24 protein-coding genes and 2 pseudogenes are annotated in these 25230 nt (G+C 69.3%); 11 read left to right on the forward strand and 15 right to left on the reverse strand.

Annotated features, from left to right (window positions below; translation table 11 throughout):
* Positions 1-98: 98 nt before the first annotated feature.
* A complete protein-coding gene (locus tag OG429_RS30615) occupies positions 99-695 on the reverse strand; it encodes an ATP-binding protein (RefSeq protein WP_328928479.1) in 597 nt (198 codons plus the stop codon).
* A 265-nt stretch (positions 696-960) separates the two neighbouring features.
* On the opposite strand from OG429_RS30615, the gene OG429_RS30620 reads away from it, so the two are divergent.
* From OG429_RS30620 to OG429_RS30635, 4 genes and pseudogenes are all read left to right on the forward strand, one after another.
* Positions 961-2328, forward strand: a complete 1368-nt coding sequence (locus OG429_RS30620) for a hypothetical protein (protein WP_328928480.1) — start codon at positions 961-963, stop codon at positions 2326-2328.
* The gene (locus tag OG429_RS30625) at positions 2325-3167 is read left to right on the forward strand and encodes an NAD(P)-dependent oxidoreductase (protein WP_328928481.1); all 843 of its coding nucleotides are present in this window, start codon (positions 2325-2327) and stop codon (positions 3165-3167) included. Before OG429_RS30620 ends, OG429_RS30625 begins: the two co-directional genes overlap by 4 nt.
* A gap of 464 nt (positions 3168-3631) precedes the next feature.
* A pseudogene (locus tag OG429_RS30630) lies at positions 3632-3895 on the forward strand (helix-turn-helix domain-containing protein); the annotation flags it as partial.
* Positions 3892-4446: a flavoprotein gene (locus OG429_RS30635; protein WP_328928482.1), complete on the forward strand. Its 555-nt coding sequence runs from the start codon at positions 3892-3894 to the stop codon at positions 4444-4446. The pseudogene OG429_RS30630 and the gene OG429_RS30635, both read left to right, overlap by 4 nt.
* Before the next feature lie 104 nt (positions 4447-4550).
* On the opposite strand, the gene OG429_RS30640 is transcribed toward OG429_RS30635, so the two are convergent.
* The 5 genes and pseudogenes from OG429_RS30640 to OG429_RS30660 form a co-directional block, all read right to left on the reverse strand.
* Positions 4551-4934, reverse strand: coding sequence for a hypothetical protein (locus OG429_RS30640; RefSeq protein WP_328928483.1), 384 nt, complete (start codon positions 4932-4934; stop codon positions 4551-4553).
* Positions 4935-5046: 112 nt separating this feature from the next.
* Positions 5047-6749, reverse strand: a pseudogene (locus OG429_RS30645) (relaxase/mobilization nuclease domain-containing protein).
* Complete coding sequence (locus OG429_RS30650) at positions 6746-7141, reverse strand: plasmid mobilization protein (RefSeq protein WP_328928484.1); 396 nt, start codon at positions 7139-7141, stop codon at positions 6746-6748. The pseudogene OG429_RS30645 and the gene OG429_RS30650 overlap by 4 nt, the downstream one beginning before the upstream one ends.
* Positions 7142-8078: 937 nt before the next feature.
* Positions 8079-8777 carry an ATP-binding protein gene (locus tag OG429_RS30655; RefSeq protein ID WP_328928485.1) on the reverse strand — a complete coding sequence of 233 codons (699 nt, stop codon included), beginning with the start codon at positions 8775-8777 and terminating at the stop codon, positions 8079-8081.
* Positions 8774-9694: a hypothetical protein gene (locus OG429_RS30660; RefSeq protein WP_328928486.1), complete on the reverse strand. Its 921-nt coding sequence runs from the start codon at positions 9692-9694 to the stop codon at positions 8774-8776. The genes OG429_RS30655 and OG429_RS30660 overlap by 4 nt, the downstream gene beginning before the upstream one ends.
* A gap of 568 nt (positions 9695-10262) precedes the next feature.
* On the opposite strand from OG429_RS30660, the gene OG429_RS30665 reads away from it, so the two are divergent.
* The 3 genes from OG429_RS30665 (at position 10263) to OG429_RS30675 (ending at position 12327) form a co-directional block, all read left to right on the forward strand.
* Positions 10263-10514, forward strand: a complete 252-nt coding sequence (locus OG429_RS30665; protein WP_328928487.1) for a helix-turn-helix domain-containing protein — start codon at positions 10263-10265, stop codon at positions 10512-10514.
* A gap of 234 nt (positions 10515-10748) precedes the next feature.
* Complete coding sequence (locus OG429_RS30670; protein ID WP_328928488.1) at positions 10749-11027, forward strand: helix-turn-helix transcriptional regulator; 279 nt, start codon at positions 10749-10751, stop codon at positions 11025-11027.
* A gap of 52 nt (positions 11028-11079) precedes the next feature.
* Positions 11080-12327: a tyrosine-type recombinase/integrase gene (locus tag OG429_RS30675; RefSeq protein WP_328928489.1), complete on the forward strand. Its 1248-nt coding sequence runs from the start codon at positions 11080-11082 to the stop codon at positions 12325-12327.
* A gap of 280 nt (positions 12328-12607) precedes the next feature.
* On the opposite strand, the gene OG429_RS30680 is transcribed toward OG429_RS30675, so the two are convergent.
* Positions 12608-13225, reverse strand: coding sequence for a LysE family translocator (locus OG429_RS30680; RefSeq protein WP_328928490.1), 618 nt, complete (start codon positions 13223-13225; stop codon positions 12608-12610).
* A gap of 111 nt (positions 13226-13336) precedes the next feature.
* On the opposite strand from OG429_RS30680, the gene OG429_RS30685 reads away from it, so the two are divergent.
* Positions 13337-13792, forward strand: coding sequence for an Lrp/AsnC family transcriptional regulator (locus OG429_RS30685; RefSeq protein ID WP_328928491.1), 456 nt, complete (start codon positions 13337-13339; stop codon positions 13790-13792).
* A gap of 119 nt (positions 13793-13911) precedes the next feature.
* Here the strand turns inward: OG429_RS30685 and OG429_RS30690 are convergent, their stop codons facing one another.
* Both OG429_RS30690 and OG429_RS30695 read right to left on the reverse strand, forming a co-directional pair.
* Complete coding sequence (locus OG429_RS30690) at positions 13912-14865, reverse strand: hypothetical protein (protein ID WP_328928492.1); 954 nt, start codon at positions 14863-14865, stop codon at positions 13912-13914.
* 177 nt (positions 14866-15042) lie between these two features.
* Positions 15043-16209 (reverse strand): magnesium and cobalt transport protein CorA, encoded by a 1167-nt coding sequence (locus OG429_RS30695; protein WP_328928493.1) that lies wholly within the window; start codon positions 16207-16209, stop codon positions 15043-15045.
* Between the two features lie 394 nt (positions 16210-16603).
* On the opposite strand from OG429_RS30695, the gene OG429_RS30700 reads away from it, so the two are divergent.
* A complete protein-coding gene (locus OG429_RS30700; RefSeq protein ID WP_328928494.1) occupies positions 16604-16822 on the forward strand; it encodes a hypothetical protein in 219 nt (72 codons plus the stop codon).
* Positions 16823-16847: 25 nt separating this feature from the next.
* Here OG429_RS30700 and OG429_RS30705 read toward each other — a convergent pair whose 3' ends face one another.
* Positions 16848-17030 carry a hypothetical protein gene (locus tag OG429_RS30705; RefSeq protein ID WP_328928495.1) on the reverse strand — a complete coding sequence of 61 codons (183 nt, stop codon included), beginning with the start codon at positions 17028-17030 and terminating at the stop codon, positions 16848-16850.
* A gap of 134 nt (positions 17031-17164) precedes the next feature.
* Here OG429_RS30705 and OG429_RS30710 point away from each other — a divergent pair, with 134 nt between their 5' ends.
* Together OG429_RS30710 and OG429_RS30715 are read left to right on the forward strand one after the other, a co-directional pair.
* On the forward strand, positions 17165-18277 hold the full coding sequence (locus tag OG429_RS30710) for a winged helix DNA-binding domain-containing protein (RefSeq protein WP_328928496.1): 1113 nt from the start codon (positions 17165-17167) through the stop codon (positions 18275-18277).
* Positions 18278-18627: 350 nt separating this feature from the next.
* On the forward strand, positions 18628-20169 hold the full coding sequence (locus tag OG429_RS30715; protein WP_328928497.1) for an AMP-binding protein: 1542 nt from the start codon (positions 18628-18630) through the stop codon (positions 20167-20169).
* 154 nt (positions 20170-20323) lie between these two features.
* Here the strand turns inward: OG429_RS30715 and OG429_RS30720 are convergent, their stop codons facing one another.
* From OG429_RS30720 to OG429_RS30740, 5 genes are read right to left on the reverse strand one after another with little or no spacing between them, the layout of a single operon-like run.
* Positions 20324-21526 (reverse strand): aminotransferase class I/II-fold pyridoxal phosphate-dependent enzyme, encoded by a 1203-nt coding sequence (locus OG429_RS30720; RefSeq protein ID WP_328928498.1) that lies wholly within the window; start codon positions 21524-21526, stop codon positions 20324-20326.
* A complete protein-coding gene (locus OG429_RS30725) occupies positions 21516-22253 on the reverse strand; it encodes an alanyl-tRNA editing protein (RefSeq protein WP_328928499.1) in 738 nt (245 codons plus the stop codon). The genes OG429_RS30720 and OG429_RS30725 overlap by 11 nt, the downstream gene beginning before the upstream one ends.
* Positions 22246-23229 carry a pyridoxal-phosphate dependent enzyme gene (locus tag OG429_RS30730; RefSeq protein WP_328928500.1) on the reverse strand — a complete coding sequence of 328 codons (984 nt, stop codon included), beginning with the start codon at positions 23227-23229 and terminating at the stop codon, positions 22246-22248. Before OG429_RS30730 ends, OG429_RS30725 begins: the two co-directional genes overlap by 8 nt.
* Positions 23226-24248, reverse strand: a complete 1023-nt coding sequence (locus tag OG429_RS30735; RefSeq protein WP_328928501.1) for a DMT family transporter — start codon at positions 24246-24248, stop codon at positions 23226-23228. Before OG429_RS30735 ends, OG429_RS30730 begins: the two co-directional genes overlap by 4 nt.
* Positions 24245-25147 (reverse strand): GHMP family kinase ATP-binding protein, encoded by a 903-nt coding sequence (locus tag OG429_RS30740; protein WP_328928502.1) that lies wholly within the window; start codon positions 25145-25147, stop codon positions 24245-24247. Before OG429_RS30740 ends, OG429_RS30735 begins: the two co-directional genes overlap by 4 nt.
* Between the last annotated feature and the right edge of the window lie 83 nt (positions 25148-25230).

Genomic DNA, 25230 nt, shown 5'->3' on the forward strand with positions numbered 1-25230 from the left:
GGGCCGGGGACTGCTTGTCCCGTGGTCGACTGCGATAGTCGGTGTCCCGGGGAAGCCCACGAGTCTAGGCCCCCAACTTGCTGTCAAATCAGCGCTATTCAGTCGATGGACTGGCCCGTAAAGGGCCGCCATGCTGTCGGGGCTGCAGTCCGGCGCCAGGCCCCCGTTCGGGTGTGCGATGGCGCTCCAGCTGCCGGTGTACGAACCCTCGTCACCGCCCGATCAGCCACGTCGCCGGTATGGTCGTGGAGCAGACGCCGATCACGACGGCTGTCCTGATCTGTCGGTCGATCACCCGCGCTGCTGGGCAGATCGAACTCCGCCCAGCAACGCTTGCCCGTCGCCGTCAGATCGGCACCGTGGCGGTCGGCGAGCACGGATACGAGATACAGACCGCGCCCAGACTCGGCGCTCCCGCTCAAGGGTTCCGGGTGCGGCAGCACCTTCGCCGCGTCGTGCACTTCGACCACAAGCACCGGCCCCTCCTGACTAACGCTGACGGTGACCGGACCCGACGCGGTGTGACGCACAGCGTTGGTGATCAGCTCACCAGCCGCCAGCTCGATTCCGTCTAGGGCCTCCCCGTCGATCCCTATGCCCCAGGAGTGAATGCCGGCCACGACGCGGTGTCGTGCCTGCTGGGCGGCGGCTGCCGTTCGGGCGACGGTGAACGCGAGCTGGTGGTGCGCTGCCATGAGTGGGCCTCCTGGGCTACCTGACTTGCGTAACCACGGCGGTGACTCGGCCTCGCAGGGCGCTGTCTTGCCGGGGCGAAGACGAAGTGTTCCCGGCGGCTCCCGCCTGAACGAGGCCCTGAACGACGCCGAACGCGGCCCTTTCATGCCTAACCGATGTCTATTCACCGTCCACCTGGATTTTCTGGACAACAGATCTTCGATCGGGGGCTGTTGATGTCTAGCGTGGATGTCGGACAAGGAACCCCGGCATGAGGGAGCGGCTGTGGAGCCATCAGGACCGACCCTCTTCCAGACTCTGATCAACCAGCGGGGCTGGCAGGACTACCAGGTCTTCAAGCGGCGCTACGAGCAGGCGGCCAAGCAATTAGCGGAGTTGGAGGGACCGCTCTCGATCTCGACCGCGACGATCGAGAAGCGGCAGTTCTTCCGATACGCGCATGGCGAGGTCCGGACCCCGCAGACCGTCGCCCGCCGCGTCCTGGAGTTCATGTTTTCGGGCATCCCGGCCACCCGACTCCTCGGGCCTGCGGAGTCCAAGCCGGGCCCCTCCCCACATTACCCAGCGGCTGACGACCGAGATGCAGTGGATCCATCCGAGTACGGCCTTGAAGACGTGGTCATGGCGGCGGCGAATGAGTCGGCGCAGTTCGCGGCCAAGGCAGAGAGCAGCAACGTGGGACCGCACACGCTGGAGCAGCTGGAAGCTGACATCCGCCGCCTCGTCATGACGTACCCCAACCGGCCCGTCGGGCCCCTGTTCCGCGAGGTCCGTGCCCTCCGAGACCGCGCCTTCGAACTTCTCGAAGGACGTCAGCCACCGCGGTACACCTCCGACCTCTACGTGGGCGCCGGCGTCCTGTGCGGCGTTCTGGCGAACGCCAGTTTCGACCTGGGCCGCTACGACGCGGCCGAGACACAAGCCCGTACCGCCTTCCTGTTCGGCGAACTCGCGGGGCACAACGGACTGCGCTCCTGGGTACGCGGACTCCAGGCCCTGATCGCGTACTGGGACGGTCGCCCCGTAGACGCTGTACGCCTTGCGGACTCCGGAAGCGCGTTCACCCCGGAGTCCGGCACGGCGCAGATCCGGCTGGAGAGCATCAAGGCACGCGCCTACGGCCAGCTCAGCAGGGGCAGCGATGCCCTGGCGGCCCTCAGCGCCGCCGACCACCTGCGAGAGCGTCTCGCCGAGGGGGACGAACTGCCAGGCGGGATGATGGCCTTCCCCGTCGAGAAGCAACTCTTCTACTCCAGCAGCACGCACCTCTGGCTGGCAGGCACCCAACACCTCAGCGATGCCGAGGCTCGCGCCGACGAAGCTGTGGAGATGTTCCAGTCAGCGCCGCCGGAGCAGCAGAGACTCGGCGAGATGTCCCTGGCCCGCATGGACCTGGCCATGGCTCGGCTGGGCCGAGGAGACATCGACGGGGCGGCGACCCAGATCCACGCCGTCCTCGGGGTCAGCGCCCGGCGCCGCACCGAGAGCGTCGACCGCCGGATCGGCCAGTTCAGTCGTCAGCTCGCGCTGCACCCCGGGGCCGGATCACCTGCCGCGATCGGCCTTCGTGAGGTGATCATTGCTCATCAGGAACGCATGCCCGCTCAGCTCCCGCCAGGAGGCAGCCAGTGACGACCGTGACCCTCTTGCACCCCGGCGCCATGGGCGCGGCCGTCGCCGCCCAGGCCGTCAAGGCAGGTCACGAGGTGCTGTGGGTGCCGGAAGGCCGCAGCGACGCGACGCACCGACGCGCGAAGGAAGTCGGCGCCACCGCGTGTGACTCGCTCGACGAAGCGCTGGAACGGAGTGAGATCGTCCTGTCGATCTGTCCTCCGCAGGCCGCCGAAGACGTGGCGACCACGGTCGCCGGCCACGCCTTCGCCGGGGTGTACGTGGACGCCAACGCGATCAACCCCAAGCGAATGCAGCGAATCGCGGAGGAGATCAGGCCGGGCGCCATGGTCCTGGACGGTGCGATCTTCGGCCCGCCGCCCGGTGGCCAGCGGGCTGCTCGCCTCTACCTCGCCGGCGAAGCCCAGGCTGTGGACACGGTGCAGCCCGTGTTCAAGGACACCGCATTGCACGTCCGCCGCACGAGCGGCAGCGTCGGCTCAGCCTCCGCGCTGAAGATGGCATTCGCCAGCTACCAGAAGGCCGCCCGAACTCTCGCCGGCGTGGCCCACGCGCTGGCCGACGCTCATGGCGTCGGCGACGAGCTCACGGCCGAGGCGCAGGTGATGGCGTCCAACATCCTCTCCGACCCTGGATACCTTCCCAGCGTGGCCGCACGCGCCTGGCGCTGGGCTCCGGAGATGGAGGACATCGCCGAAACGCTCCGCACCGCCGGGTTGCCTGTAGATATGGCCGAAGCGGCGGTCGCGGTCATGGCCCGCTGGGAAGGAGACAAGGACCACTACGACCTGTCGGTCGCAGAGGTCTTGTCCCATTTGCGGGAACAGCCTGCTCGCTGAGCGGCGGCCGCCTCAAGACAGTGGCGTGCTCGCGGACCATCTGCTGACCAGAGGCAGAGAGGAAGCGGAAGATGTGGTTGAACGGGGTGGTCCTGTGCGGCTCCGGTCGCCCGGTCGCCAAGCAGTTTTTCCTGGCCTTGGCGGCAGCCGCAAGCACCGGAAAGGATCGGTGGCCGGGAGGGTTCCTGGCCACCGGTCGCACGGTGTTGCTCAGTGGGGCCTGTCAGTCCTCGTAGGCGAGATGAATGCCGCCATCCGGAGCGTATGGCACACAGGCGCTCGTACTCGGCGCGGTCTTCCTCGGTCATGGGCGGGAGTACGTCCATGACCATGCGGGCTTCGGGGTGCCGGGCGAGGCCAGACTGGTACATCGCTGATGGACGTGGTGCTGTCCAGCTCCCGATGCTGGGTGGCTTCGGCGAGGAGGATGGCCGAGTCGTGGCTGGCGGCCTGGGCAACGCAGCGACACCGCACGCCCGCTCACGCTTCGCCACATCCCGGTACCCGAAAGCCGAGCCGCCCTGTGGGTCGAAGCCGCCCGCGCCTAGGCACAGCAGGGCCGCCTCGCCTCCGGCTACCTGGCCCTGCGGATCGCCGAGACCTGCGCCGCCCAGGATGTACGGCGGCCCGCCGTCCGGGACCTGGTCGCCGACATGGCAGCGCGCGACCGTCGGCGTACGCTGCCAGTGCTCCACCACTTCAGCCGCCGACTGGGAGTACCCGCGTGACCGATCCGCAGCGCAAGCCCTTCCTGTACGTCGTCGTCTGTGCGGCCGGGATCGCGGGCGACGTCGGGAAGCTGATTGACGCCGCGCACGAGCGGAGCTGGGACATCGGCGTCGTCGCCACCCCGCAGGGGCTTCCCTTCCTCGACGTCGCCGCGATCGAGGAGCGGACCGGTTACCCCGTCCGCTCCGCCTGGCGCGCGCCCGGCGACGCACGGTCCTTCCCACCCGCCGATGCGGTCGCTGTAGCCCCGGCCACCTTCAACACGGTCAACAAGTGGGCGGCCGGCTTCGCGGACAACCTCGCCCTCGGCATCCTCTGCGAATCTCCGGGCATGGGCATCCCCACCGCTGTCCTGCCCTACGTGAACACCGCCCTCGCGGCCCATCGCGCGTACCAGCGGAGCCTTGCAGAGCTGCGCGAGATGGGTGTTCTGGTCGGCAGCTACGAGCCTCACCGCCCGAAGTCCGGTGGCGGCGCCGACCGCTTCTGCTGGGAGGAAGCTGTCGACCTCCTGGCTCCGTTGCTCGCGGCAGGCGACGCCCGCCACTGATCTTGCGACTCCCGGTGGGGTAGAGCTTGGCGGATTCTCACGCGGGGAATGCTGCTGCCCGGCGGCCGGGGGCGCCCGGGCGCAGGGTGCTGTTCCGGGGCCTGTCAGTCCTCGTAGGGGAGGTCCCTGCGGCCGTCCGGAGCGGCTATGGCGCACAGGCGTTCGTACTCGGCGCGGTCTTCCTCGGTCATGTGCGGGAGTACGTGCATGACCATGCGGGCTTCGGGGTGCCGGGCGAAGTACGAGAGCACGAGCTCGGTGAGGGCCTCCACGGCGTTGTCCTGTTCGAGGACGGCCGCGGCGTTGCGGGTGCTCAGTGCTGCCATGGCTTCGAGTTCGGCGCGCGTGGCCTGGAAGGCGGTGGCCTGTTCGGCCCGTGTGAAGGGGCGCCCGTCACTGTGGGACCAGGTGTTGGTGTCGGGTCGGAGCTTGAAGTCCGCGTCCAACAGCAGGGCGATGATTTCGATGCGCAGTTCGGTTTCGGGCATGCGGGGGTTCCTTACGGGGTGGGGTCGGTGGTGATGTTTTCAATGCTCCGGAGAAACCCCGGTTTGGCTGACTGGGGATCGTCGGCTATGTAGGGACGGACACGTCCTGGCGTCAGCGCCGGCGGGAGGCGTTGTTCGCGGCCTTCAGAGCTGGTTGTGTGGTCGCCGCGTGCCGGGGGAGTGATGCTGCAGGATCGGCAGGCAGGTGCGCGAGACGGCGGAGACGCCAGACGAGGACGTCGCTGACGGAGGTGGCGCTGTCCAGCTCCCGGTGCCGCGTGGCTTCTGCGAGGAGGTGGGCTGGGTTGTGGCCTGCGGCCTGGGTATCGGCGAGTGTGGCCGCCAGGGCGGGCCAGCCCGGCTCGGCCAGAACTTGTTCGGCAATCTCGGGCAGCGCCTGGCGTAGGACGACTGCCTGTCGTCGCTGCAGTGGCAGGGAGCGGCCTCGCTGGTGGAGCACGGACATCGGCTGGGCGGCCGCGATCTCGTAGGCGGCGCGCAGGTGTTCGGCGGCTTGGTGGGCGGCCTCGGCTTGCTGGGCGTGGTGCTTCTTGGCGTGCCACTTCGCCGCCGCGGTGACGAGGAAGAACGCGGTGTCGATGAGCATGGCGGTGGTGGCGCCGTCCTCTCCGCGGCCGAGGGCTGGTCCGCTGTGGGCGAGGTCGTGCGCGGCCTGGCGCAGGGCGTGGTCGTGCCCGCGTACGGCGCGGACGTGGGAGCGCGAGGCCCGCTCGAACGCGAAGGCTGCATCCCGGAGTTCGCGTCGGGTGTGGGCGGCGGAGGTGTCGGCGAGCGCGTCGAGGACCTCGCCGGCAGCGGCGATCTTGGCTGCTGCCGTGCCGTCGTCGCCGTGATCGATGAGCAGCAGTGACTGCCAGGTAGCTGCGGTGGCGCGGCGGCGGGCGTACGCCGGGCCGGTCACCGGCGGGAGAATGGGCTGCTCCGGTGAGACGCCCTCGTCCGAGGAGGGCTCTGCCGGTTGGGTCCAGCGTTCGCGGATGCGGGGCAGGGAGAGGTCGGGGGCGAGCTTGGATCCCGAGTAGAAGATGGGTTCGCCGTTCTTGTTGCGGTCGTCGGGCAGGGCCACGGTGTAGCCGAGGAGGTCCCCGGACGGTGCCACGCGCCGCTTTACGAGGAGACCGGCATGGGTGAGACGGTCGAAGAACTCCTCCTCGCTCCGGGCACCGGCCGCTGCGCGTCGGACGCTCTCGCGCAGTTCCTCCCTCGGGGTGCGTTCCCGCTGGTGGCGGTCGGCTTTGTGGCGTTCGGCGCTGGTGGGGCGCTGGGCTGCGGTTCCGTCACCGGTGTTGAGGCGGCGCAGGCCGTAGTAGGCCTCGATGAGACGGGCTTCGGCCTGGGAGCGTTTGGCTTCGTTGTGGCGGCGGGGCCGGCGGCCGTCTTCGCGGACGGTGGTGGCGATGATGTGGATGTGGTCGTCGGCGTGGCGGACGGCTGCCCAGCGGCAGGCGGCGGTGTCGCTCTCTCGGGGGCTATGCCGGTGGCGGCGACCATGCGGCGGGCGATGTCGCCCCACTGTTCGTCGGTGAGGATCGGGTCCTCGGGCGCGGCACGTACGGACAGGTGCCACACGTGCTCGGTGGGGCGCCGTGACTTGGGAAGGGCTTCGACGGGCTGGTCGAGGAGCCTTTGCAGGTCCGCGTAAGTGGCTTTCGGGTTGCGTCCGGGGTCGGGGACGAGGCTGTCCCAGGCCGCCACGAGGTGCGGGTCGGTGTGTTCCTCGTGGGTGCCGGGGCCGTAGAGGTAGCGGATCAGGCCGATGGTACGGGTGCCCATCTTGTGGACGCGGGGGATCATCCGGCGGGAGTCTCCGTCTCCAAGTAGCGCTGGGTGAAGTCCTCCACGCGCTCGGCGGTCCGCTGGACGGCGTCGAGGACCGCCTTGGCGTGCGGAGCGTCGGCGCCGGAGTTCAGGACGGTGGCGACCTGGTTGAGGTTGTTGCCGATCTGGCCGAGGGCCCTGCGCAGCGCGAACAGCTCTCTGGCCATCTCCCGATGGGTGGCGATCTCGGCTTCGGTGTGTTCGAGGTGGCGTGCGGCCTTTAGCGCACAGTGGGCGAGGAAGCCGGCGATGCTCATGTGGCAGGCAGACGCGGCGTGGGTGAGGAGCTGGAATTCATCGTCGTTCATGCGGCAGCTGGGCTGGTGCACGCGCTTCTTCTCGGCGAGCAGGCGTTCACGCTGGCGCACGTGCGATGTCGTTGGGGCGGTGTGCGTGCAGCGGGGGGTGTGGCAGGTGTGCTGTCCCTCCGATTCGTGGTGCGGTCCGGCCGCGTCCCGAAGGGCCGGCACCCCCTGGTGCCGGTCCGCTCCCGCCACCCCTGGGGCGGGGGAGCCCAGAGCATTGCTCCCGACGGGAGCAATGCTCTGGGTGCAACTTGCTCCTCCTGAGGCTGGAAGCGAGGGCATGTGCTCGTCGTGGCTGGGACGGTCGTGCGGTGGGTTCTGCATGCGTGTCCTTGAAGCGGTAGAGGCTGGTCGTGTGAAGGGGCTGTTGGGCGGGGTTGACCGGTTGGGGACCGCTCGCTCGTGACGCGAGACGCTGCCGGTGCTGTCCGGGGACCGGGTGGGGACGGTCCCCGTTTCGGGGAGGCGCTCGGTCCCCAGCGGCAGGGGCGTGGGGGACCGGTCCCGTCTCAGTCCCCGTAGTGGTGGGTGGGGACGGTCCCCGACGTGGTGACCTGGCGGTCCCCGAACCGCCGCAGGGCGGTCCCGGATGGTGGGGACCGTGGGGACGGTCCCCACTGAGTCGGGGGATGTCAGGCGGGGGTGACCTGCGGAAACAGAGTTGGGGACCGGTCCCCGTGGTGCCCGGCGCGCGCAGCGCAATCAGGGACGGTCCCCGATCGACTGCTGTCGGTCCCCTCCTGGGGGGAGGCCGCTGTCAGGCGGGGACCGGGACCGGGTTGGGGACCGCGACCGGGACGGGGACGGGACCGGGGACGGGGATGGGGACGGGGATGGGGACGGGGACGGGGATGGGGACGGGGACGGGGATGGGGACGGGGATGGGGACGGGGACGGGGATGGGGACGGGGACGGGGATGGGGACGGGTCCCCGAACGGCTCAGGTCAGTGGTTCGGGCCCCACGATGATGGGGACCGACCTGGGTGGGGACCGAGGTGGTCAGGAGCCCGATGGCTGGGCGCGTCGGCGGTCCGGGCCGGTGAGGATGACGCGGGTGGTCATCTCTGCCAGGCGGGAGGCGACGCGGTCCCCGACTGCGTTGCGGAGTTCCGCGATCGGCAGGTTGGTGGTGATCAGGGTCGGGAGCATCTCGGTGTAGCGGCGGTTGATCAGCCGGTACGTCAGCTCCTCGGTCCACTCGGACTGCTTGGCCGCGCCGAGGTCGTCCAGGATCAGCAGCGGGCACCGGCCGAGCTCTTGGATCTCCCGCTCGGGGTCGTGGTTGGGCCGGGGCCGGAGCTGGGCGTAGAGGTCGGCGGAGGTGACCGCCTGCCAGCGCAGGCGTACTCCGACGGCCAGCAGCGAGCGGACGGCTCCGTAGGCCTGATGTGTCTTGCCGATGCCGGTGGTTCCGGCGATCAGCAGCGAGGGGCCGTAGGCGATGCCCCGGGTACCGGCCGGCCCGTTTCGCCCGGCGCGGGTGACCGCCTCCACCCAGCCCAGGACTTCGGGTTGGGTGGCGAGTGCCTCGCGGTAGCGGGGCGGGATGCGGCGGTCGGCGAGTTCCAGGGCGGTCACCGGCTCCACCGTGGGCCCGGCGGGTGCGGTGTCGGGGTCGATGCCCTTGGCAGCGAGAATGGCCTGGAGACGGGCTGCCAGGGTGCCAGCACGCTGGGGTTCGCGGGTCGCGGTGGTCACAGCTGGCCTCCGTAAGCGGCCTCGGCGTCAACGGGGTTGGTGTATGGCTGAGGGGCTCTGCGGGCGCCAGCAGTGGCCTGGGGCGGGTTCATGGCCTCGTTGACCAGGCTGGGCAGCAGGCTCGGGTAGAGGCTCTTCAGGCGCATGCGGTCGACTCCGGCTCGGATGTGGTCCGGGTCGATGCCTTCGTGCAGCAGCTTGCTGATCTCCCGGCCGACGTGGCCCAGGACTTTCTCCGGAGGGCGCTTCCCGCACGCGGCGGCGTACTCGGCGACCAGTTGCTGGGCCGTTGCGGTCTGGGGTGTGGCGGGGGTGCTCGCGCCTCCCAACGGAGATCCTAGATCCATGATCCTAGGTCCTAGATCCGGACCGTGAGGACTCGGCGCAGGCTCCCGCACCTCCCCCTGATGCTGCACGGAGGGCTCACTGAATCCATCCTGACCTGCGGATACGGGGATCAGTGACGTGGCAGGAGGTGCGGGTGCGAGTTCCGGGACGGGCGCCTGATGGTGCACGGATGCCTCACGGAGCCCTCCCTGCGCCAGCGGTGAAGTCAGGGGTACCCGGCCGCCGTCGTGGTAGGGGCAGTTCGGGTGCCGGACACCGCTGGGGCGGTTGACCTTCTGGTGCTTGGAGAAGGTCACGATGTGCAGGTACCGCTTGCCGTCCTCGCCCTCGTACCGGCAGATGAGTTCATTGCCGGCGAGCTGGGTGAGGTCGTCCTCGACCTCGATCGGGCCGTGTTCGGGGCGCAGGGACCACAAGAGGCCCGCGATGACGGCGGACTGGTCACGGAACCGGCCGTGGTCGTCGGCCTGGGTGAGCAGGCCGAAGAACGTCCGCTCCGCGGTGATGCTGACAGCGGCCAGCGATTCGGAGCTGAAGGCTTCCGGCTTGATGGTGCGGATGCGTGCCATGCCTATCGCCCCGCCTTCGCCTGCTGCTGGGACGGCGACGCCGGGGTGGGCGCGGGTGTGCGGACGGCTGCTTCGGCCGTACTGTGGGGCATAGACGTTCCTCAGATCCGTTCAGGAGTGGGCGGTTTGGACAAGGGGCTCCCCTCGGCTCTCGGCGCTGCAACGCCGGGAGCCGATTCCTTTGTCAGGGGTGCTTAGCCAAGACAGCCACACCCAGCCCGCGCAAGTCCAGCGAATCAGCACTGGAAAAGCGTCAGAGCGCATCGCTGATCGCGAACGTCTTCACAGTAAGGGCGAATCCCCGGTTGACCAAAAAGTCGACGGCGTAGGGAGAGCGGCGAAGATCGCACCCCGAAAGCCGTTGACCGGGGTAGGTGAGGCGATCTATGTTTCCGCCGCCGGGAGCCGCTGATGGTGTGCGTACCTCTGTGGTTCGAGATGTGTCGTAGTTCCGCAATGGCTGCCTATGCGGGAATCGCCAGTTCGTTCTCCGCGAAACGGGCCCCAAAGTCCCATGTCTGGGCTTCCGCGATTACGTGAACCCGGGAACCCGAGCTACAACAGACGCATGCCCCGAAGAGCTACGGAAATCGGTCCCGCCGGAGAACGGACCGCCGGTGCCATCGAGCGCCTGCGCACCTCGCGCGGGTTCGCCCAGCGCGAGCTCGCTGCCCGTGTCACCGAGCTCGGCCACCCCATGACCAACACCATGCTGTCCCGCATCGAACGCACCCGCCGGCGCTGCGACATGGATGACCTCGTCGCCATTGCGGCCGCCCTCGGTGTCTCCCCACTCGCCTTGCTCCAGCCCGCGACGTAGGGGTCCGGGGTGGGTACGCGGTGACGCCGCCCCGGCTTATACCCGACGATCCCCGGTCAGCCAAACCGGGGATTCTCCAGAACATAGAAGTAGTCCGCTCCACCTGCCTGACAGCAAGCGGGGGCGGGCTCGTCATGCCCGATGTCCGTCGCCGCAGGTTGTCGACGGAAGACCCCGAAGGTTCGATACGTGCGAAGTGTTGCTTGTGACAGTGAATCGCTGGCGAATGCCCCTATGTCTCCCCGTGTGTCGCCGCTAGGGAGGGGCTTTCTGAAGGTGCGTGAAGCTGCCGAATACCTGGGGCTGTCGCCCTGCACCCTTTACGTGTGGCGGCACCGTCGCCAAGGTCCGCCGAGTTTTCGGATGGGGCGGAGCGGACGTGTGATGTACCGGATCGAAACGCTTGATGAGTGGATCCGGGAACAGGAGCAGGCGGACTCCCGCAGTAATACCTCCCTAAGTCCGGTGAATGTCGCCCCGCAGTGCCGCGCCGGGTATCCGGCCACAGCCTGACCGCCCGGCCTTACCGCCCGCCCTACGTCCACCCCTTACCCCGAGGAATTCTTTGGCTGGCTATATCGAAGACCGTTGGATCAAAAAGAAGAAGGACCCCGTCACCGGGAAGCGTGAGCGTACGACCCGTTACGGCAAGGGGTCCCGATATCGTGTCGCTGGAATCCCGGGCGTCCGGGACATGTCGTTCGACGTACTGGAGGACGCCAAGGGGTGGCTCCGGCGGTCCGGCACCGACAGCGAACGAGGCGAGTTCGTCGACCCGCGCGACGGCTCCATCACCTTGACGGACTTCGTCACGCGCCACTGGCGCGTCGGCGTTCGTGGCGCGCCCGGCACGGTCAAACGAGTTGACGAGCGTGTACGACTCCACATCCTTCCGCACCTCGGTGCGGTGGCGCTGCGCGACGTGTCGGCGACCGTCCTGCGCGGCTACATAGCCACGCTCGAAGGCGAGTGCTCTCCGCGGTACGCCCGGCAGATCCTCGCCTCGCTGTCGAACATCTTCGAGACCGCGATCGACGACAAGCGCCTCGTCCGTAACCCGATGCGGGCCAAGACGGTGCGTTGGCCGAAGGCCCCCGACGAGGATCGTGACGCGTGGCCGCTGGCAACGGCGCAGCGGGTGCGGGACGTGATCAATCCTCGCTACCGGATCGCGGTCGTCGTCGCGGTGGGGTGTGGGCTGCGCCAGGGAGAGGTGTTCGGGCTGTCGCCGAGGGACATCGACTTCGAACGCGGTGTCGTCCGGGTGCGCAGGCAGGTGCAACTCCTCTCTGGGCGCCTCTACTTCGCCCTGCCCAAGGGTGGCAAGACGCGCATCGTCGACATGCCCCGGTCGGTGGCCACGGAATTGGCCGCGTACTTCCTCGACCATCCGGCGGTCGACGTCGAGCTCCCCTGGGGCGGACCGGAACCCGACCGGGAGAAGCAGAGCTTCCCGCTCGTCCTCACGACGACGTACGGCAACGCCATCCGCGCCAACATCTTCAACGACGAGGCCTGGAAGCCGGCCCTCGCCGCGGCCGGAGTCATTCCAGTGCGGGAGGAGGGGGCTCGGTGGAAGGCCTCCCGTAAGGACGGCTTCCACGTGCTCCGGCACACCTACGCCTCGGTGCTCCTCGAAGCGGGCGAGTCCATCGTCACGCTGGCCCGGTGGCTCGGTCACTCAAGTCCGACCATCACCCTCGACCACTACGCCCACTTCATGCCGGAGGCCGGCGGCAAGGGCCGCGCGGCCATCGACGCGCTGCTCGGCACGGTGCCCGAATATGTGCCTGAGGGCCTGATCGCGGCGTGATCAACGGGTGGCTGGCTGCCGAATGCCAGTGGGTGTTGGCAGCGCTGCCAACAGAACAGGGCTGGAGACGTTGGTGAGAAGCGGGAACGGCTGGAGGCTGCTCCAGGCCTAACCGCAACTGACCATGATTGCCTCGGCACACCACGCGGCGGCCTCATCAGCGGTTCGGATCGGGTTCAGGATTCTGACCGTGCTTCCGTGACGACTGCGCCAGAGCGACGGGGTCTTCCACGTACATGCTCTCCTGCGGACCAGTGCCGGGTGGAGCGCGACGGGTTCCTCATCCAGCCAGGCGTTCCACCAACAGGAAGGCGCCGATGGCGATCATCATGGCACCGCTGATGCGCGTGACGACACGGGCGGCCGAGGGCCGGGACTTCAGGACCGTCCGGGCCAGGACGCCGACGGCGAGGTAGACCGCAGCGCACGCGGTCAGGTGCAGCATGCTGAGCAGCCCGGCCTGCGCGGCGACCGGCCAGCCGTCGGTGGAGTCTATGAACTGAGGGAACAGCGCGAAGTACAGCAGTAGCGCCTTCGGGTTCAGGCCGCTGATCCCAGCCCCCTTGAGCATGACCTGTACGCGGGAGGCGTCCGAGCTCTCCCCAGCGGCCGCCGGTACGGCCGGCTGCCTCAGAACGCCCCAGCCCAGCCACAGCAGGTAGCCGGCGCCCACCATGGTCAGGGCGGTGAGCAGCGCCGGGGAGCTCGCCACGATCACTGCCAGGCCCGCGACGGCCACCAGGGCGTAGGCCGCGTGTCCGGCGATCAAGCCTGTTACGGCCGGGACGACCGAGCGTTCCCGAAGTCCGGCGGAGATCGCGAAGGCCCAGTCCGCGCCGGGGGTGAACACCAGGAGCAGGTCCACCGCCAGGAAGGCCGCCAGCGTCGTCGTATCCATCGATCGTTCCCTCTCGCATTTCGCGCCCTGGAGGGAAGGCTAGGCCGGATTTGCCCGAAGATGTTTGTGTTCTTACCCCATGATCGCGAGATGTGAGGGAGAATCTTCCCCGTGGATGCCCTGGACCGGAAGATTCTTACCGAGCTACAGATCGACGGCCGCCTGACCATCACCGAACTGGCCGCTCGCGTGAAGCTCAGCGTCTCGCCCTGCCACCGGCGGCTGCGCGACCTTGAACGCGAGGGCGCGCTCCGCGGCTACCGCGCCATCGTCGACCCGGCCGCCGTCGGCCTGAACTTCGAGGCGCTCGTCTTCGCCACCCTGCGCTGGGAGAGCCCCGACACCGTCACTGCCTTCGAAGAGGCCGTGGCCGCCGTCCCGCACGTGCTTCAGGCGCAGCGCCTGTTCGGCGAGCCCGACTACCTCCTGCGGGTCGCCACCACCGACCTGGCAGCGTTCCAGGAGCTGTACGACCAGCAGCTCGCACGCCTGCCCGGGGTCCAGCGGCTGACGTCCACACTCGTCATGAAGAACGTCATCGATGGCCGGCCCCTGCCCGAAAGCTAGTCACCACCGAGCTGCTGCGCTGAACGTTCCAGGGATGGCGCCCCACCCGGCGCTTTGCTGAGCGTCTATCTGTCCAGACTGGCCAACTACAGGTTCCGGAAGCGCGGTCAGAACCGGGTTTAGCAGTCGTAGCGGTGGGTGTACGGGGTGTCCGGGCAGGTGCGGCAGACGAAGAAGTACATGCCGCCGAGGTCGCCCAGGCCCATGTCGTGCCCGAATGTGTCGAGGGCGGTGGGGTCCGCCTTGGCGAGCCAGGACGGGGTCGTGGTCTGGTCCTGGCTGGGGTCCCGCTCGTCCAAGGGGAGCCAACGACCCATGCCCGCCTCGGTCGCGGTGACGCTGAGCAGGTGCTCCATGCGCGTGCCGCAGCCCGTGCAGTCAGGCCAGTTTGGCGGCTGGGTCCAGCTCGGGTAGCCGCCGACCTTGCTCTGCTGGGTGGTGGCCACGTCGAAGTAGTCGAAGCCGCGTTCCTCTTGTAGGGCCTCGAAGCGATCGCCGAGCTGCTCGCTGAGTCCGTCCGGCAGGTCCCAGTTCGGGTATTCCACGGCTGGTGTGGGGGACACCGTGCACGGGCGGGGCAGGTAGTCCTCCTCCGCGGTGTGCGGGCTGGGCGGTTGCTCGTCCGCGGCGTTAGTGGCCGTCAGTGCCGTGTTGCGCCAGTGGAGCCGGGGGTTGGCCGCGTACTGCTCGTCCTCGTGCACGAGCGGGCACCACAGGATCTGCAACAGGTCGGTGCCGGTGGGGAAGACGAGGCCGGGCACATCCCGTGCGTACAGCTGGACCACCGGGACCATCGCGACCGGCTCGGGCCCGACGGGCGCGTCGAGCGGCTTGTAGTGGTCCGGTTCGGCGCACATCGGCCAGGGCTCGCCGGCCGGCCACAGCAGGGGCCCGCCGATGGAACTGTCGCCGGGGCCCGGTTGCCCGGCCCGGGCGTAGAGGAGGGTGACCTCGCGGGCCGTACCGGCCAGCTCCGGAAAGACCGACTCGACCTCGAAGGGGATCGGCGCCAGCGGCCGCGGCCCGGTCGGCCGAGCCTCCTCGGTGTCCTGCTGTATGTGCCCTGACGGCATGGGGTCTCCCGCTGCTGGTGGTCGTACGCCGCCGACCCTAGCCCCCGCCTCCGACAGCGGTACCGCCCGTGGCTCGCACTGCCGAGGGCATTCTCCCCAGATTCTCCCCAGGAGGCCCAGCGGTCTACTTCTCGACGTTCGCGCTAGCTAAGTGGATCAACCGTAGTGATGTGCGGGCTAGAGCCAGTCGCGCTTCTTGAAGATGACGTACAGGCTGACGCAGACCACTGCCATCAGGAGGATCGCGAAGGGGTAGCCGCCCGCCCACTTCAACTCCGGCATGGTCTCGAAGTTCATGCCGTAGATGGTTCCCACGAGTGTGGGTGCAAACAAGATGGCGGCCCACGAGGAGATCTTCTTGATCTCCTCGTTCTGTTCGAAGCCGGCTTCGGCCAGGGCGCGCATTTCGGCGTTCTGTTGCTGGGAGACCAGGGTGGCGTTCACCGTCAGGATTTCCGTGAGGGCCTGGCGGAAGCCGTCGACGCGCTCGCTGGTGTGGGTGACGTGGTCGGCCACGTCGCGGAGGTAGCGCTGGAGTTCCTCGTCCGTGCCGTACTTGGCGAAGCCCGCCATCAGGCCGTGGATCATTCCGACCAGGGGGCGGGTGGCGCGCTGGAACTCGACCATTTCGCGGGAGAGTTCGTAGATGCGGCGGGAAACCGCCGGGTCGCCGCGGAAGACCTCCGTCTCGATCTCGTCGATGTCGGTCTGGACGCCCTCGACGACCGGGGCGTAGCCGTCGACCACCGCGTCGAGGATGGCGTACAGGGCGGCCTCGGGGCCGAGGGAGAGGAGCTCCGGGGTCTCCTCCATGCGGCGGCGGACCGACGAGAGGTCCGGGGCGCCGCCGTGGCGGACCGTGATCAGGAAGTCCGGGCCGACGAAGATGTGGAGCTCGCCGAACTCCACCTCCTCCTGCGCGTCCAGGTAGCGGGCGGCGCGCAGTACGACGAACAGGGTATCGCCGTAGCGTTCCAGCTTGGGGCGCTGATGGGCCTCCAGGGCGTCCTCGACGGCGAGCTCGTGGAGGTTGAACTCGCCTGCCAGAGAGTGCAGTTCGGGCTCGGTGGGGCGGTGCAGGCCGATCCAGGCCATGCCTTCCGGTTCCTCGCGCAGCAGCCGGAAGGTGTCCGCCAGGGTCGTGGGGGAGGCGATGCGGCGGCCGTCGCGGTAGACGGCCGAGTCGATCACGCTGCGGTGGTTCGGGGCGGCTGGGTCCGACGGGGCGGGCTGCGGGGCGGCCGGAGGTCCCGCCGGGGGCGTGTCGGACGGGGAGGCGGGGCGACGCCAGCCCGCGCGCTTGCCGACGGAGGGAGAGGGGCGGCGGTCTGGGCGCTCCGACATCGCAGGTCTGCTCCCGGTAGAACGGTCGAACGTCTGTTTACGGGCAAGAGGCAGGATATACGGGAGAAAAGGGCGCCGGACCTCGTGTCCGGGACTTCTGCGGCCGTCGCCCCGTGGGACGCGCCGCCGACTTGTGGACAGCAGGTGTCCGCAAAGGGAGCTGCCATGGCCCGCACCGAATCGCGTGCGCTCAGCCCGCCGCCGCTGCTGCCGGGCCACCCCCGGTCCGCCCGACCCTTCCGAAACGGCCTACGGCACACCAACGACCGATCCGGCTCGCCCGCACCCTGCCGCCCCCAGGGGCATCCGATGGGAGTACTTGTGCATGCCACGGACATGCCGCCCAGTCATCCTGGGAAGACCCAAACGGGCTAAACCCCGAGAGGAGCAAGCCATGCGCGTTCGACGACTGCTCGGCCTGGCCCTCGCAACCCTGGCCTTCGCAGGAATGAGCGTCACCGGGTCCTTCGCGGCCGAGGCGGCCGCACCCCAGGTGTCCTTGGCGGACTGCAAGTACGGCGGCGGTTACCAGGTGAAGCACAGCAACGGTTACTGGTACTGCGAGGGCGGCAAGTACGACGGCCAGCGGATCTACGAAAGCAGCGGCTACTGACCACACGCGACCCCGGGTCGTCGGCTCACTGCCGACGACCCGAGGCGTTCGTGCCGACGGCCTGTCCCCCGGTCGTGAGCTGAACCAGCCGGCCGAGGCGGCCGCGCCCCTTGGCGGCCGTGCGGGAGGTGCCCGCCGTGGCGAGCGTCCTCACGGACGTGGAGCCCGGGGCCACCGTGCACGGGATCCGCAGAGCGATGGCCCACACGGCATTCGGTACACGAGTTACGCGAGTTATGTGAGTTGCGCGCGATCCAACTCCGGCGCCACCTGATCGACGGCTGCCTCATCGCCGCCGACTTGCGGACAGTGGTTGTCCGCAAGGGGAGTTAGGTTGCTGCCATGGCCTCCAGGACAACGCATCCCGTGCTCGACACCCGCGCACTGAACCGTGCCACGCTCGCCCGCCAGTTGTTGCTGAGCCGCGCCGAGATGTCCGCGCGGGACGCGGTCGCGCACCTTCTCGGACTCCAGGCGCAGAACGTGAAGCCTCCCTACTTCCAGCTCCACGCCCGCCTCGCCGACTTCAGGCCCGCCGAGCTGGCCGGCCTGATGGAGTCCCGGGAGGCCGTCCGGATGGTCACCATGCGATCCACCATCCACACCCACACCGCCCACGACGCCCTGACCCTCAGGCCCCTCGTCCAGCCGGCCCGGGACCGCGAGGTGAACTACTTCCGCAAGGGGCTCGTCGGGGTGGACCTCGAACGGCTCGCCGAGCTCGCCCGTGCCTTCGTCGAGAGCGAGCCGCGCACCATGGGAGAGATCCGCGAGGAACTGCTGGGGGAGTGGCCCGGGGCCGACCCGCAGTCCCTGTCCGTCGCCGCCCGGTGCCGGCTCCCGCTGGTCCAGGTCACGCCCCGCGGCGTGTGGGGGCGCAGCGGCGGGGTCCGCCTCACCACCGTGGAGAACTGGCTCGGGCGGCCCGCCGGGGAGGCGCAGCCCGTGGACGACGTCGTACTGCGCTACCTGGCCGCCTTCGGACCCGCCTCCGTCAAGGACATGCAGATCTGGGCCGGGCTCACCCGGCTGCGGGAGGCCTTCGAGCGGTTGCGCCCCGGCCTGGCCGTCTTCCGCGACGGGAACGGCGTCGAGCTCTTCGACCTGCCCGACGCGCCCCGGCCCGACGCCGACACCCCGGCGCCGCCCCGCTTCCTCCCCGAATTCGACAACCTCCTCCTCTCCCACGCCGACCGCTCCCGCGTCGTCGCCCCCGAGATCAAGGGACGTACCTGGACGGGGAACCAGGCCCACTGCACCCTGCTCGTCGACGGCTTCCTCGCCGGCCTCTGGAAGCAGGAGGGGAGCGAGGTCACCGTGGAGCTGTTCGGGAAGGCCTCCCCGGCGCGGAGGGAGGAGATCGCCGCCGAGGCAGAGCTGATGGTCAGCGCCATGAGCGCAGGATCCGAGGCCCCCGCGAAGGTCTCCGTACGCTTCGCGTCAATCCACGGCTGACGCCGCTCTGGTGGTGCGGACGCCGCACGCGGCACGATGCCTGGCATGACGACCGAAAGTGCGCGGGCCGAAAGTGCGCGGGCCAGGAGTGTACGGGCCGAAAGCGCGCGGCCCGGCAGTGCGCCGAACGGCGCCACCGCCCCGTTCCCGGCCGCGCGCGACGCCGACGGGTACCTCACCGCGTCGGGCGCTCCGACGACGTCTTCGAGGCACCGAGATCAGGTGTCATTCGTTCTCCATTGCAGCTGACCGCGTGACCGCCGATGTCACGGCGTGCCGTCACGGCGTGCCGTTACGGATCACGCCGTCGGCGCCGCTCCATGCAGTTGTCCCGATACCAGGAGAGAGCAATGCGGATTCCGATGACCGTCGCGGACTTCCTCGACCGGGCCGAGCTGGGGTTCTCCTCCAGCGCCGGCGTGGTCGACGAGCCGGATCAGCCCGGGCCGCCGGTGCCCGTGTCGACGTACGGGCGGCTGGGTGAGCGGGTTCGGGCCTGGCAGGCGGGCTTCGACCGGCTCGGCGTCGGTGAGGGCGAGCGGGTGGCGGTGGTCAGCCACAACTCGGCGCGGATGCTTGAGCTGTTGTTCGCGGTGCCGATGAGCGGTCGGATCTGTGTGCCGGTCAACTTCCGTCTCAAGCCCGAAGAAATCGACTACGTGCTGCAGCAGAGCGGGGCCTCGGTCCTGCTCGTCGACCCGGAGCTCGACGAGATGCTCTCCGGGATCAAGGTCCGCCATCGGTTCGTCCTCGGTGAGCAGACGGACAGTGAGCTGATGTGCTTCGGCGTCGAGCCGCGCCCGTGGTCGAACCCGGACGAGGACGCCACCGCGACGATCAACTACACGTCGGGCACCACCGCCCGTCCCAAGGGCGTGCAGCTGACCCACCGCAACATCTGGGTCAACGGTCTGACCTTCGGGCTGCACACCCGTGTGTGGGAGCGCGACGTCTACATGCACACGCTGCCGATGTTCCACTGCAACGGCTGGGGAATGCCGTACGTGATGGCCGGACTCGGCGTCAAGCAGGTGGTGCTGCGCAAGGTCGACGGCGCCGAAATCCTGCGTCGCGTGGACGAACACGGTGTCACGCTCATGTGCGGCGCGCCCGCGGTGTGGAACGCGGTGCTCGATGCGGCGACGACATGGCAGGGCGAGATCCCGGGCCGTGACCGCGTACGGATCGTCTGCGCGGGAGCCCCGCCGCCGAGCAAGATGATCCAGCGGATCGGTGAGGAGCTGGGATGGGAGTTCACGCAGATCTACGGCCTGACCGAGACCTCGCCGCTGCTCACCTTCAACCGGGCCCGGCCCGGCGATGCGGACCTGCCGGGGGAGGAGCGGGCGCGCAAGCTGTCCCGCGCGGGGCTGCCGGCGCTCGGGGTCACACTGAAGGTCTCCGACTCCGGTGAGGTCCTGGCCCGGTCGAACGTCGTGCTGGACGGCTACTGGGGCAAGCCGGAGGAGACGGCGGCCGTCCTGGAGGACGGCTGGTTCCACACCGGCGACGGCGGCACGATCGATGAGGCCGACGGGCACCTGACGATCTCCGACCGGAAGAAGGACGTGATCATCACCGGCGGTGAGAACGTCTCGTCGATCGAGGTGGAGGACGCGATCTTCAGCCACCCGGCGGTCGCCGAGGTAGCCGTCATCGGCGTGCCGCACGAGAAGTGGGGCGAGACGATCAAGGCCCTCGTGGTCCTGGCCGAAGGCGCGACGGCACAGGAGTCCGAGATCATCGCCCACTGCAAGCAGCGGATGGCCGGCTACAAGGCACCGACCACGGTCGAGTTCCGCGATGCCATCCCGCGCACGGCCACGGGCAAGATCCAGAAGTTCAAGCTCCGCCAGCCGTACTGGTCCGGTCTCGACCGCGAGGTCAACTGACCGGCGAGCCGTTCCTGGTCGGCTGGAATCTGCCTCGGTTGGAATCTGCGCAGGTCAGGGTGGTGACGAGTCGAAAGGCTCGTCGTGCGCAGATTCCAACCGAGCACACCAGGCAACTGGCAACAGGCCCCTCAGTGCCCGGCCACGCCACCGTTCACAGCGCTGCCCCGATCCGGTCGAACGCCTCGCCCAGGACCGCTGGATGGCTCGCGGCGTTGATCCGGAAGAACCCGGCGTAGGCATCGCCCCCGAAGCCGGCCCCGGGAAGGGTGTGGACCCGGGCGTCGGTGAGGGCGCGGGCGAAGCGCTCCGCCTGGTCCGGCGCAGGGATTCCCGCCCACACCAGATAGGTGGCCTCGGGTACGACGACGTCCACCTGCAGGGGGAGCCGGGAGAGTTCCGTACGGACCAGTTCCACACGCTCGGCGAGCAGGGCACGCAGTGCGGTCAGCCAGCCGGTCCCCTGCTCGTAGCAGGCGACCGTGGCGATGGCACCGAGGCTTCCGGGGCGCCCGAGCAGACCCTGCGGCAGTCCGGCGAGCGCCCCGGCCGTGCGGTCCGAGGCGTAGACCGTGGCGCTCTTCAGGCCGGCGATGTTGAACGCCTTGGACGCCGAGGTGAGGCCGAAGGCCCGGGCCCGGTGCGCGGCGGGATCGGCGAACACGGACCGCGGCTGCCGCGCGAGCCCGAGCGGCATGTGCACCTCGTTCGCGAGCAGCAGCAGATCGTGCTCCAGTACGAGGGAGAGTGCCGCGGAGGTCTCCTCGTCATTCCAGGCCCGCCCTACCGGGTTGTGCGGCTGGCAGAGAATCCAGGCCCCGGCACCGGCTGCGGCGGCAGCGTCGAGCGCTGCGAAGTCGTGACGCCAGCCGGCCGCGTCCCGCAGCAGGGGCACGGCCACCGGCCGCATGCCGGCCTCTTCGATCACCGTGAACAGGTCGCCGTACACCGGTGTCTCCACGATGACGGGGGTGCCGGGCGGCAGCTGGTCCCGCAGGAGTGTCCGGAGCCCGGCCAGTATGTCCGTCGTGCAGCGAAGCCCCGCTGTGGAGGCGTGGTGCTCACGGGCCAGATGGCGTGCGCAGGCCTGCTCCTGCTCGCCGGTGAGGCCGTATCCCGTCTCGCCGTCCCGCACGGCGCGTTCGAGGGCGCTGCGGAGGAACTCCGGTGTCTCCAGATCCATTTCCGCGACACCGAGGCAGATCCGGTCCGGTTCCGGCGGGCCCACCTGCCACTTCAGGGTGCGCCGGCCGCGCAGGACGTCCGCGTCCGCTATGAACCGCGGGGCGTCCGCATGCGGCTCGGCGGCCCCTCGGAGCGGGGTGTCCGCGCGCGTGGGGTGCTCGTCAGTCCGCATCGCGGTCCAGCTCGACATAGAGGCGGGTGCCGCCCTTCCCCTTGGTGCGGCGGCGCACGGTGATGCCGCCCCGGATCTCCTTCGGATGCCGCACGTGGGTGCCGCCGCAGGGGATCTCGATCTCTCCCGAACGCCAGACGAAGACGTCGTCGGCCCCCGGCAGGGGGGTCACGACCGCCTCCCCGGCGGACCCGAGCAGGGCGAGGACACGGCCTTGGATCTCCGGCACCGCCTCGCTGGGGATCGCGCAGCCGAAGTCGAAGCGCGCGGCGCTGTCGCTGATGTGACAGCCGCGGGTCGAGCGCGTCTGGCCGTGCGCCGAGAGGTATTCACCGGTGGCGTGGAACAGGAAGTGCGCCAGGGTGTGCATCTGCATGTTGCGGAAGCGGCGTTCCCAGTCGATCTCCATGGTGACCTCCGCTCCCACCTCCAGCGAACACGGTTCCTCGAACACGTGACAGAACACCGAGTCGATCGTGGCGACTTCACCGTTGGGCAGCTGGTAGGGCCGGCCGCCCGCCTTCTGCACGTCCACCACACGCCGGCCGTCGATGCTTCCCTGGTCGGCGACCTGCCCGCCGGACTCGGCGTAGAACAGCGACCGGTCGAAGACCGCATGGTGCCCCTCGACCGCCAGCACGACTGCCGTCGCGGTCGTCGCGTACGGGTCGTGGTGGTAGACCTGGGCAGTGGCGGGAGCCTTGCTCCACAGGGCGGGGCTAATCATCGGTCCGTCCTCCGTTCAGCAGCGTGGTTCCGTACAGTTCGCCGCGGTCGGCGAAGAAGGTGAGGATGTCGCCGTCGGCGGACGGGCTCAGGTCCGCGGCGAGTTGGCCCGCGCCCATGAAGCAGACGCCGGACGATCCGCCCACGCTCAGGCCTCTGGCGGCCAGCTCCCGGACTCCGTCGCAGGCCTGCGCGTCGGACACCTGGTAGACGCCGCTGACCCGGGTCCTGGCCGCGTCGATCACGGCGGGGATCCGGTTCTGATTGCCGGTTCCGCGCAGGATGCTCCGGGCCGGCGAGCCGCCGAAGGTGATCGAACCCTCGCGGTCCGCCACGTAGGAGGGTATGCCCTTGGCCTCCAGCATCGCGGACAGCGCGGAGAAGTGGCCGCCGCTGCCCACGCAGAAGATTCCGGCGGTGATCCGGGAGAAGTCGAGGACGCCCATCAGGTGCGGCACCACCCAGCGGGTGTACACCTGCGGGTTGAGCGGGCTGTCGTTCTGGTTGGTCCAGTAGAAGTCGGGGTGCTCGGACAGGATGGTCCGCAGCAGGTCGTCTCGGGCCTGCTGGCTGCCGAGGACCGGATGCGGGGTCCCGGCGATGTGAAGGACCCCGCCGACCAGTTCGATCTTCCGTCGGGTGATGTCCGGGATGCCGGGATCGGTGACCAGGTGCACGGGGTGTCCGAGCAGCCGGCCGGCTACCGCCAGGCCGAGTCCGAGGGAGCCCGAGGTGGACTCGACCACGGTCTGGCCCTCGGCGAGCAGTCCCTGCTCACGGGCCAGCAGGAGCAGCCCAAGACCGAGGATCGACTTGAAGCTGGACTCGGTGGCCGGGCTGCCGTGGATCGCGCGCAGCCGCAGTCCGCCCGTCTCGAAGCCGCCGCAGTCCACGGTGCTCAGCCGGCTGAGCTCTTCGATGAGTTCGTAGGGGTCGGGGCCGCGGTGGGGCAGCACCGAAGGGTGGGACCGGCTCACTTCTTGCCCTCCAGGAGGTTCTTGGCCCAGAAGATCGAAACGAGCAGCACGCCGATGCCCGCCATTTGCACCAGGCTGAGACGCTGGTCGAACAGGACCAGGCCGTAGACGGCCGCGGCGACCGGCTGCAGCAGCACGAAGAGCGCGGCGAGCTGGAGCGGCAGGTACTTCACGGCGTGTGCCATCAGGGTCTGGCCGAGCAGCTGAGACGTCACCGCCAGGGCGATCAGCACGAGCCAGCCCTTCACGCTGGTGGGCCACATGCTCTCGCCGAGTACGGCCGCCACCGCGAAGCAGGCGACGCCGCAGACCAGGCTGAGGGTGGCCATGATGCGGGTGGCTTCGTGGCGTTCGCGCAGCCCCTTGGCCACGACGAGGAACAGCGCGTAGAACACCGCGGTGGCCAGTGCGAGGAGGTCCCCGCGCAGATGCTCGGGGTCGAGGCCCGTCCCGAGGATGACCAGGATGTACAGGCCGGCCAGCGCGAGCAGGGCGGGCAGGGCGAGCCGCCACGGCAGCCGGTCCCCGAAGAGGAGGAGGCAGAGCGGGGCGATGATGAACGGCACCAGATTGGCCAGGAGGTTCGCCTCGGCCAGCGAGGTGAAGAGGAACGAGATGTTCCACAGGCACAGGTCGGCGGCGAGGAACAGCCCGCCCAGGACGATGAGGAGCTGGTCGCGCCGCCCGATCCGAGCGGTGGCGCCCGGTTGGCCGGTGCCGGAGGCGGTGGGGGCGGAGGCGTTCAGGCGGGTGCGGCGGGCGGCCGCCAGCGACATGCCGAGCAGCATGGGCGCGGCGAGCAGCGAACGGTAACCACCGGTGGCCACCGGACCCACTTCGCTGATCCGGACGAAGACGCCGCCGAGGGCCAGGCAGCAGACCGCGAGGAGCACCATGAGCTGGGAGCGGGCGCGGTGGCCCGGCTGTTCCTCCGCCGCGGGTTCCGGCCCGTCCGGGACGGTGCCGGGGGCCTCGTGTCCCGGCTCTGTCGTCGAGTCCGTCGTGACGGTGCGGCTCATGAGCGCCCCGACTCCTTCAGTGTGTAGAGGTCGCTGTCGTAGCCGAGAGAACGCAGTTCTCGCCGGGATTCGGCGACGCGAAGATCGTGGTCCGTCTGGTGCTTCGAGAAGATGAGCCCGGCCAGCGTTCCGCTGTGCGCCACGCACACACCGAGTGCCCCCCATTCCCTTTTGACTGCCATGAGGTCCTCCAAGGACTTCTTGGGGAGCCGGTCATTGTGCAGTTCGCTGCTGAGCGTCGCAATTTCTGCGGCCGCCTTGCCGTCGTTCGCGAGGAGCGCCGCGTCGAGTTCGCGGAAGAGCCGCTCGTAGACACGGGCCTTCCCCGGGTCCTCCGGGACTTCCCGGTGGAATTCATCCGTCCGCACCCAGCCGCCCTCGTCCACCCCGACGATGCTCCAGCGCAAATCAGTGTGATATTGCGTGATCAGGGTCTGTGACCGCTGGGCGCAGGAGGCGATTCCGGGGTGCAGCAGATAGTCGCCGTATTCGAGCCGTCGGGCCACGGAGAGCGCGAGCGCGTGCGCCACCGGCGCCGGGGTCGCCGGGTAGGCCTCCCGGATGCAGAGCAGTGCGACGGCCAGGATGTCGGCGGTCGAGCTCGCATGTCCTTTGGCCACGGGAATGTTCGACGTGATGTCGATGGTGATGCCGGAGGTGGAGAGGCCCAGTTCGGCGCTGAGGGTCTCGAAGGCGGAGAGTGCCTTGGTCCGGTCGGCCGGGCTGATCGTGAGCGCTTGGGTGCCATGGCTCTCGGCTCGCCGGAGCCGCGCTGCGCAGGTCAACTCCTCGACCGGCGCCGTGAAGAGGAAGTGCTCGAACCCGTTCGCGCCCGCGGTGTAGCCCTGAAGTATTTCTCCGAATGCGCCGTGGACGGCGCTGACGATCTTGTCGTGCATGGCGTCGTTGTACGTGGCATCGAGTGCCCCCGGCAACCAAAGGCAACCTACTGGCAGCCATAAGTCGGGAGCGGCGCGGGGCT

This window comes from Streptomyces sp. NBC_00190, from assembly GCF_036203305.1.
Taxonomy (GTDB): Bacteria; Actinomycetota; Actinomycetes; order Streptomycetales; family Streptomycetaceae; genus Streptomyces.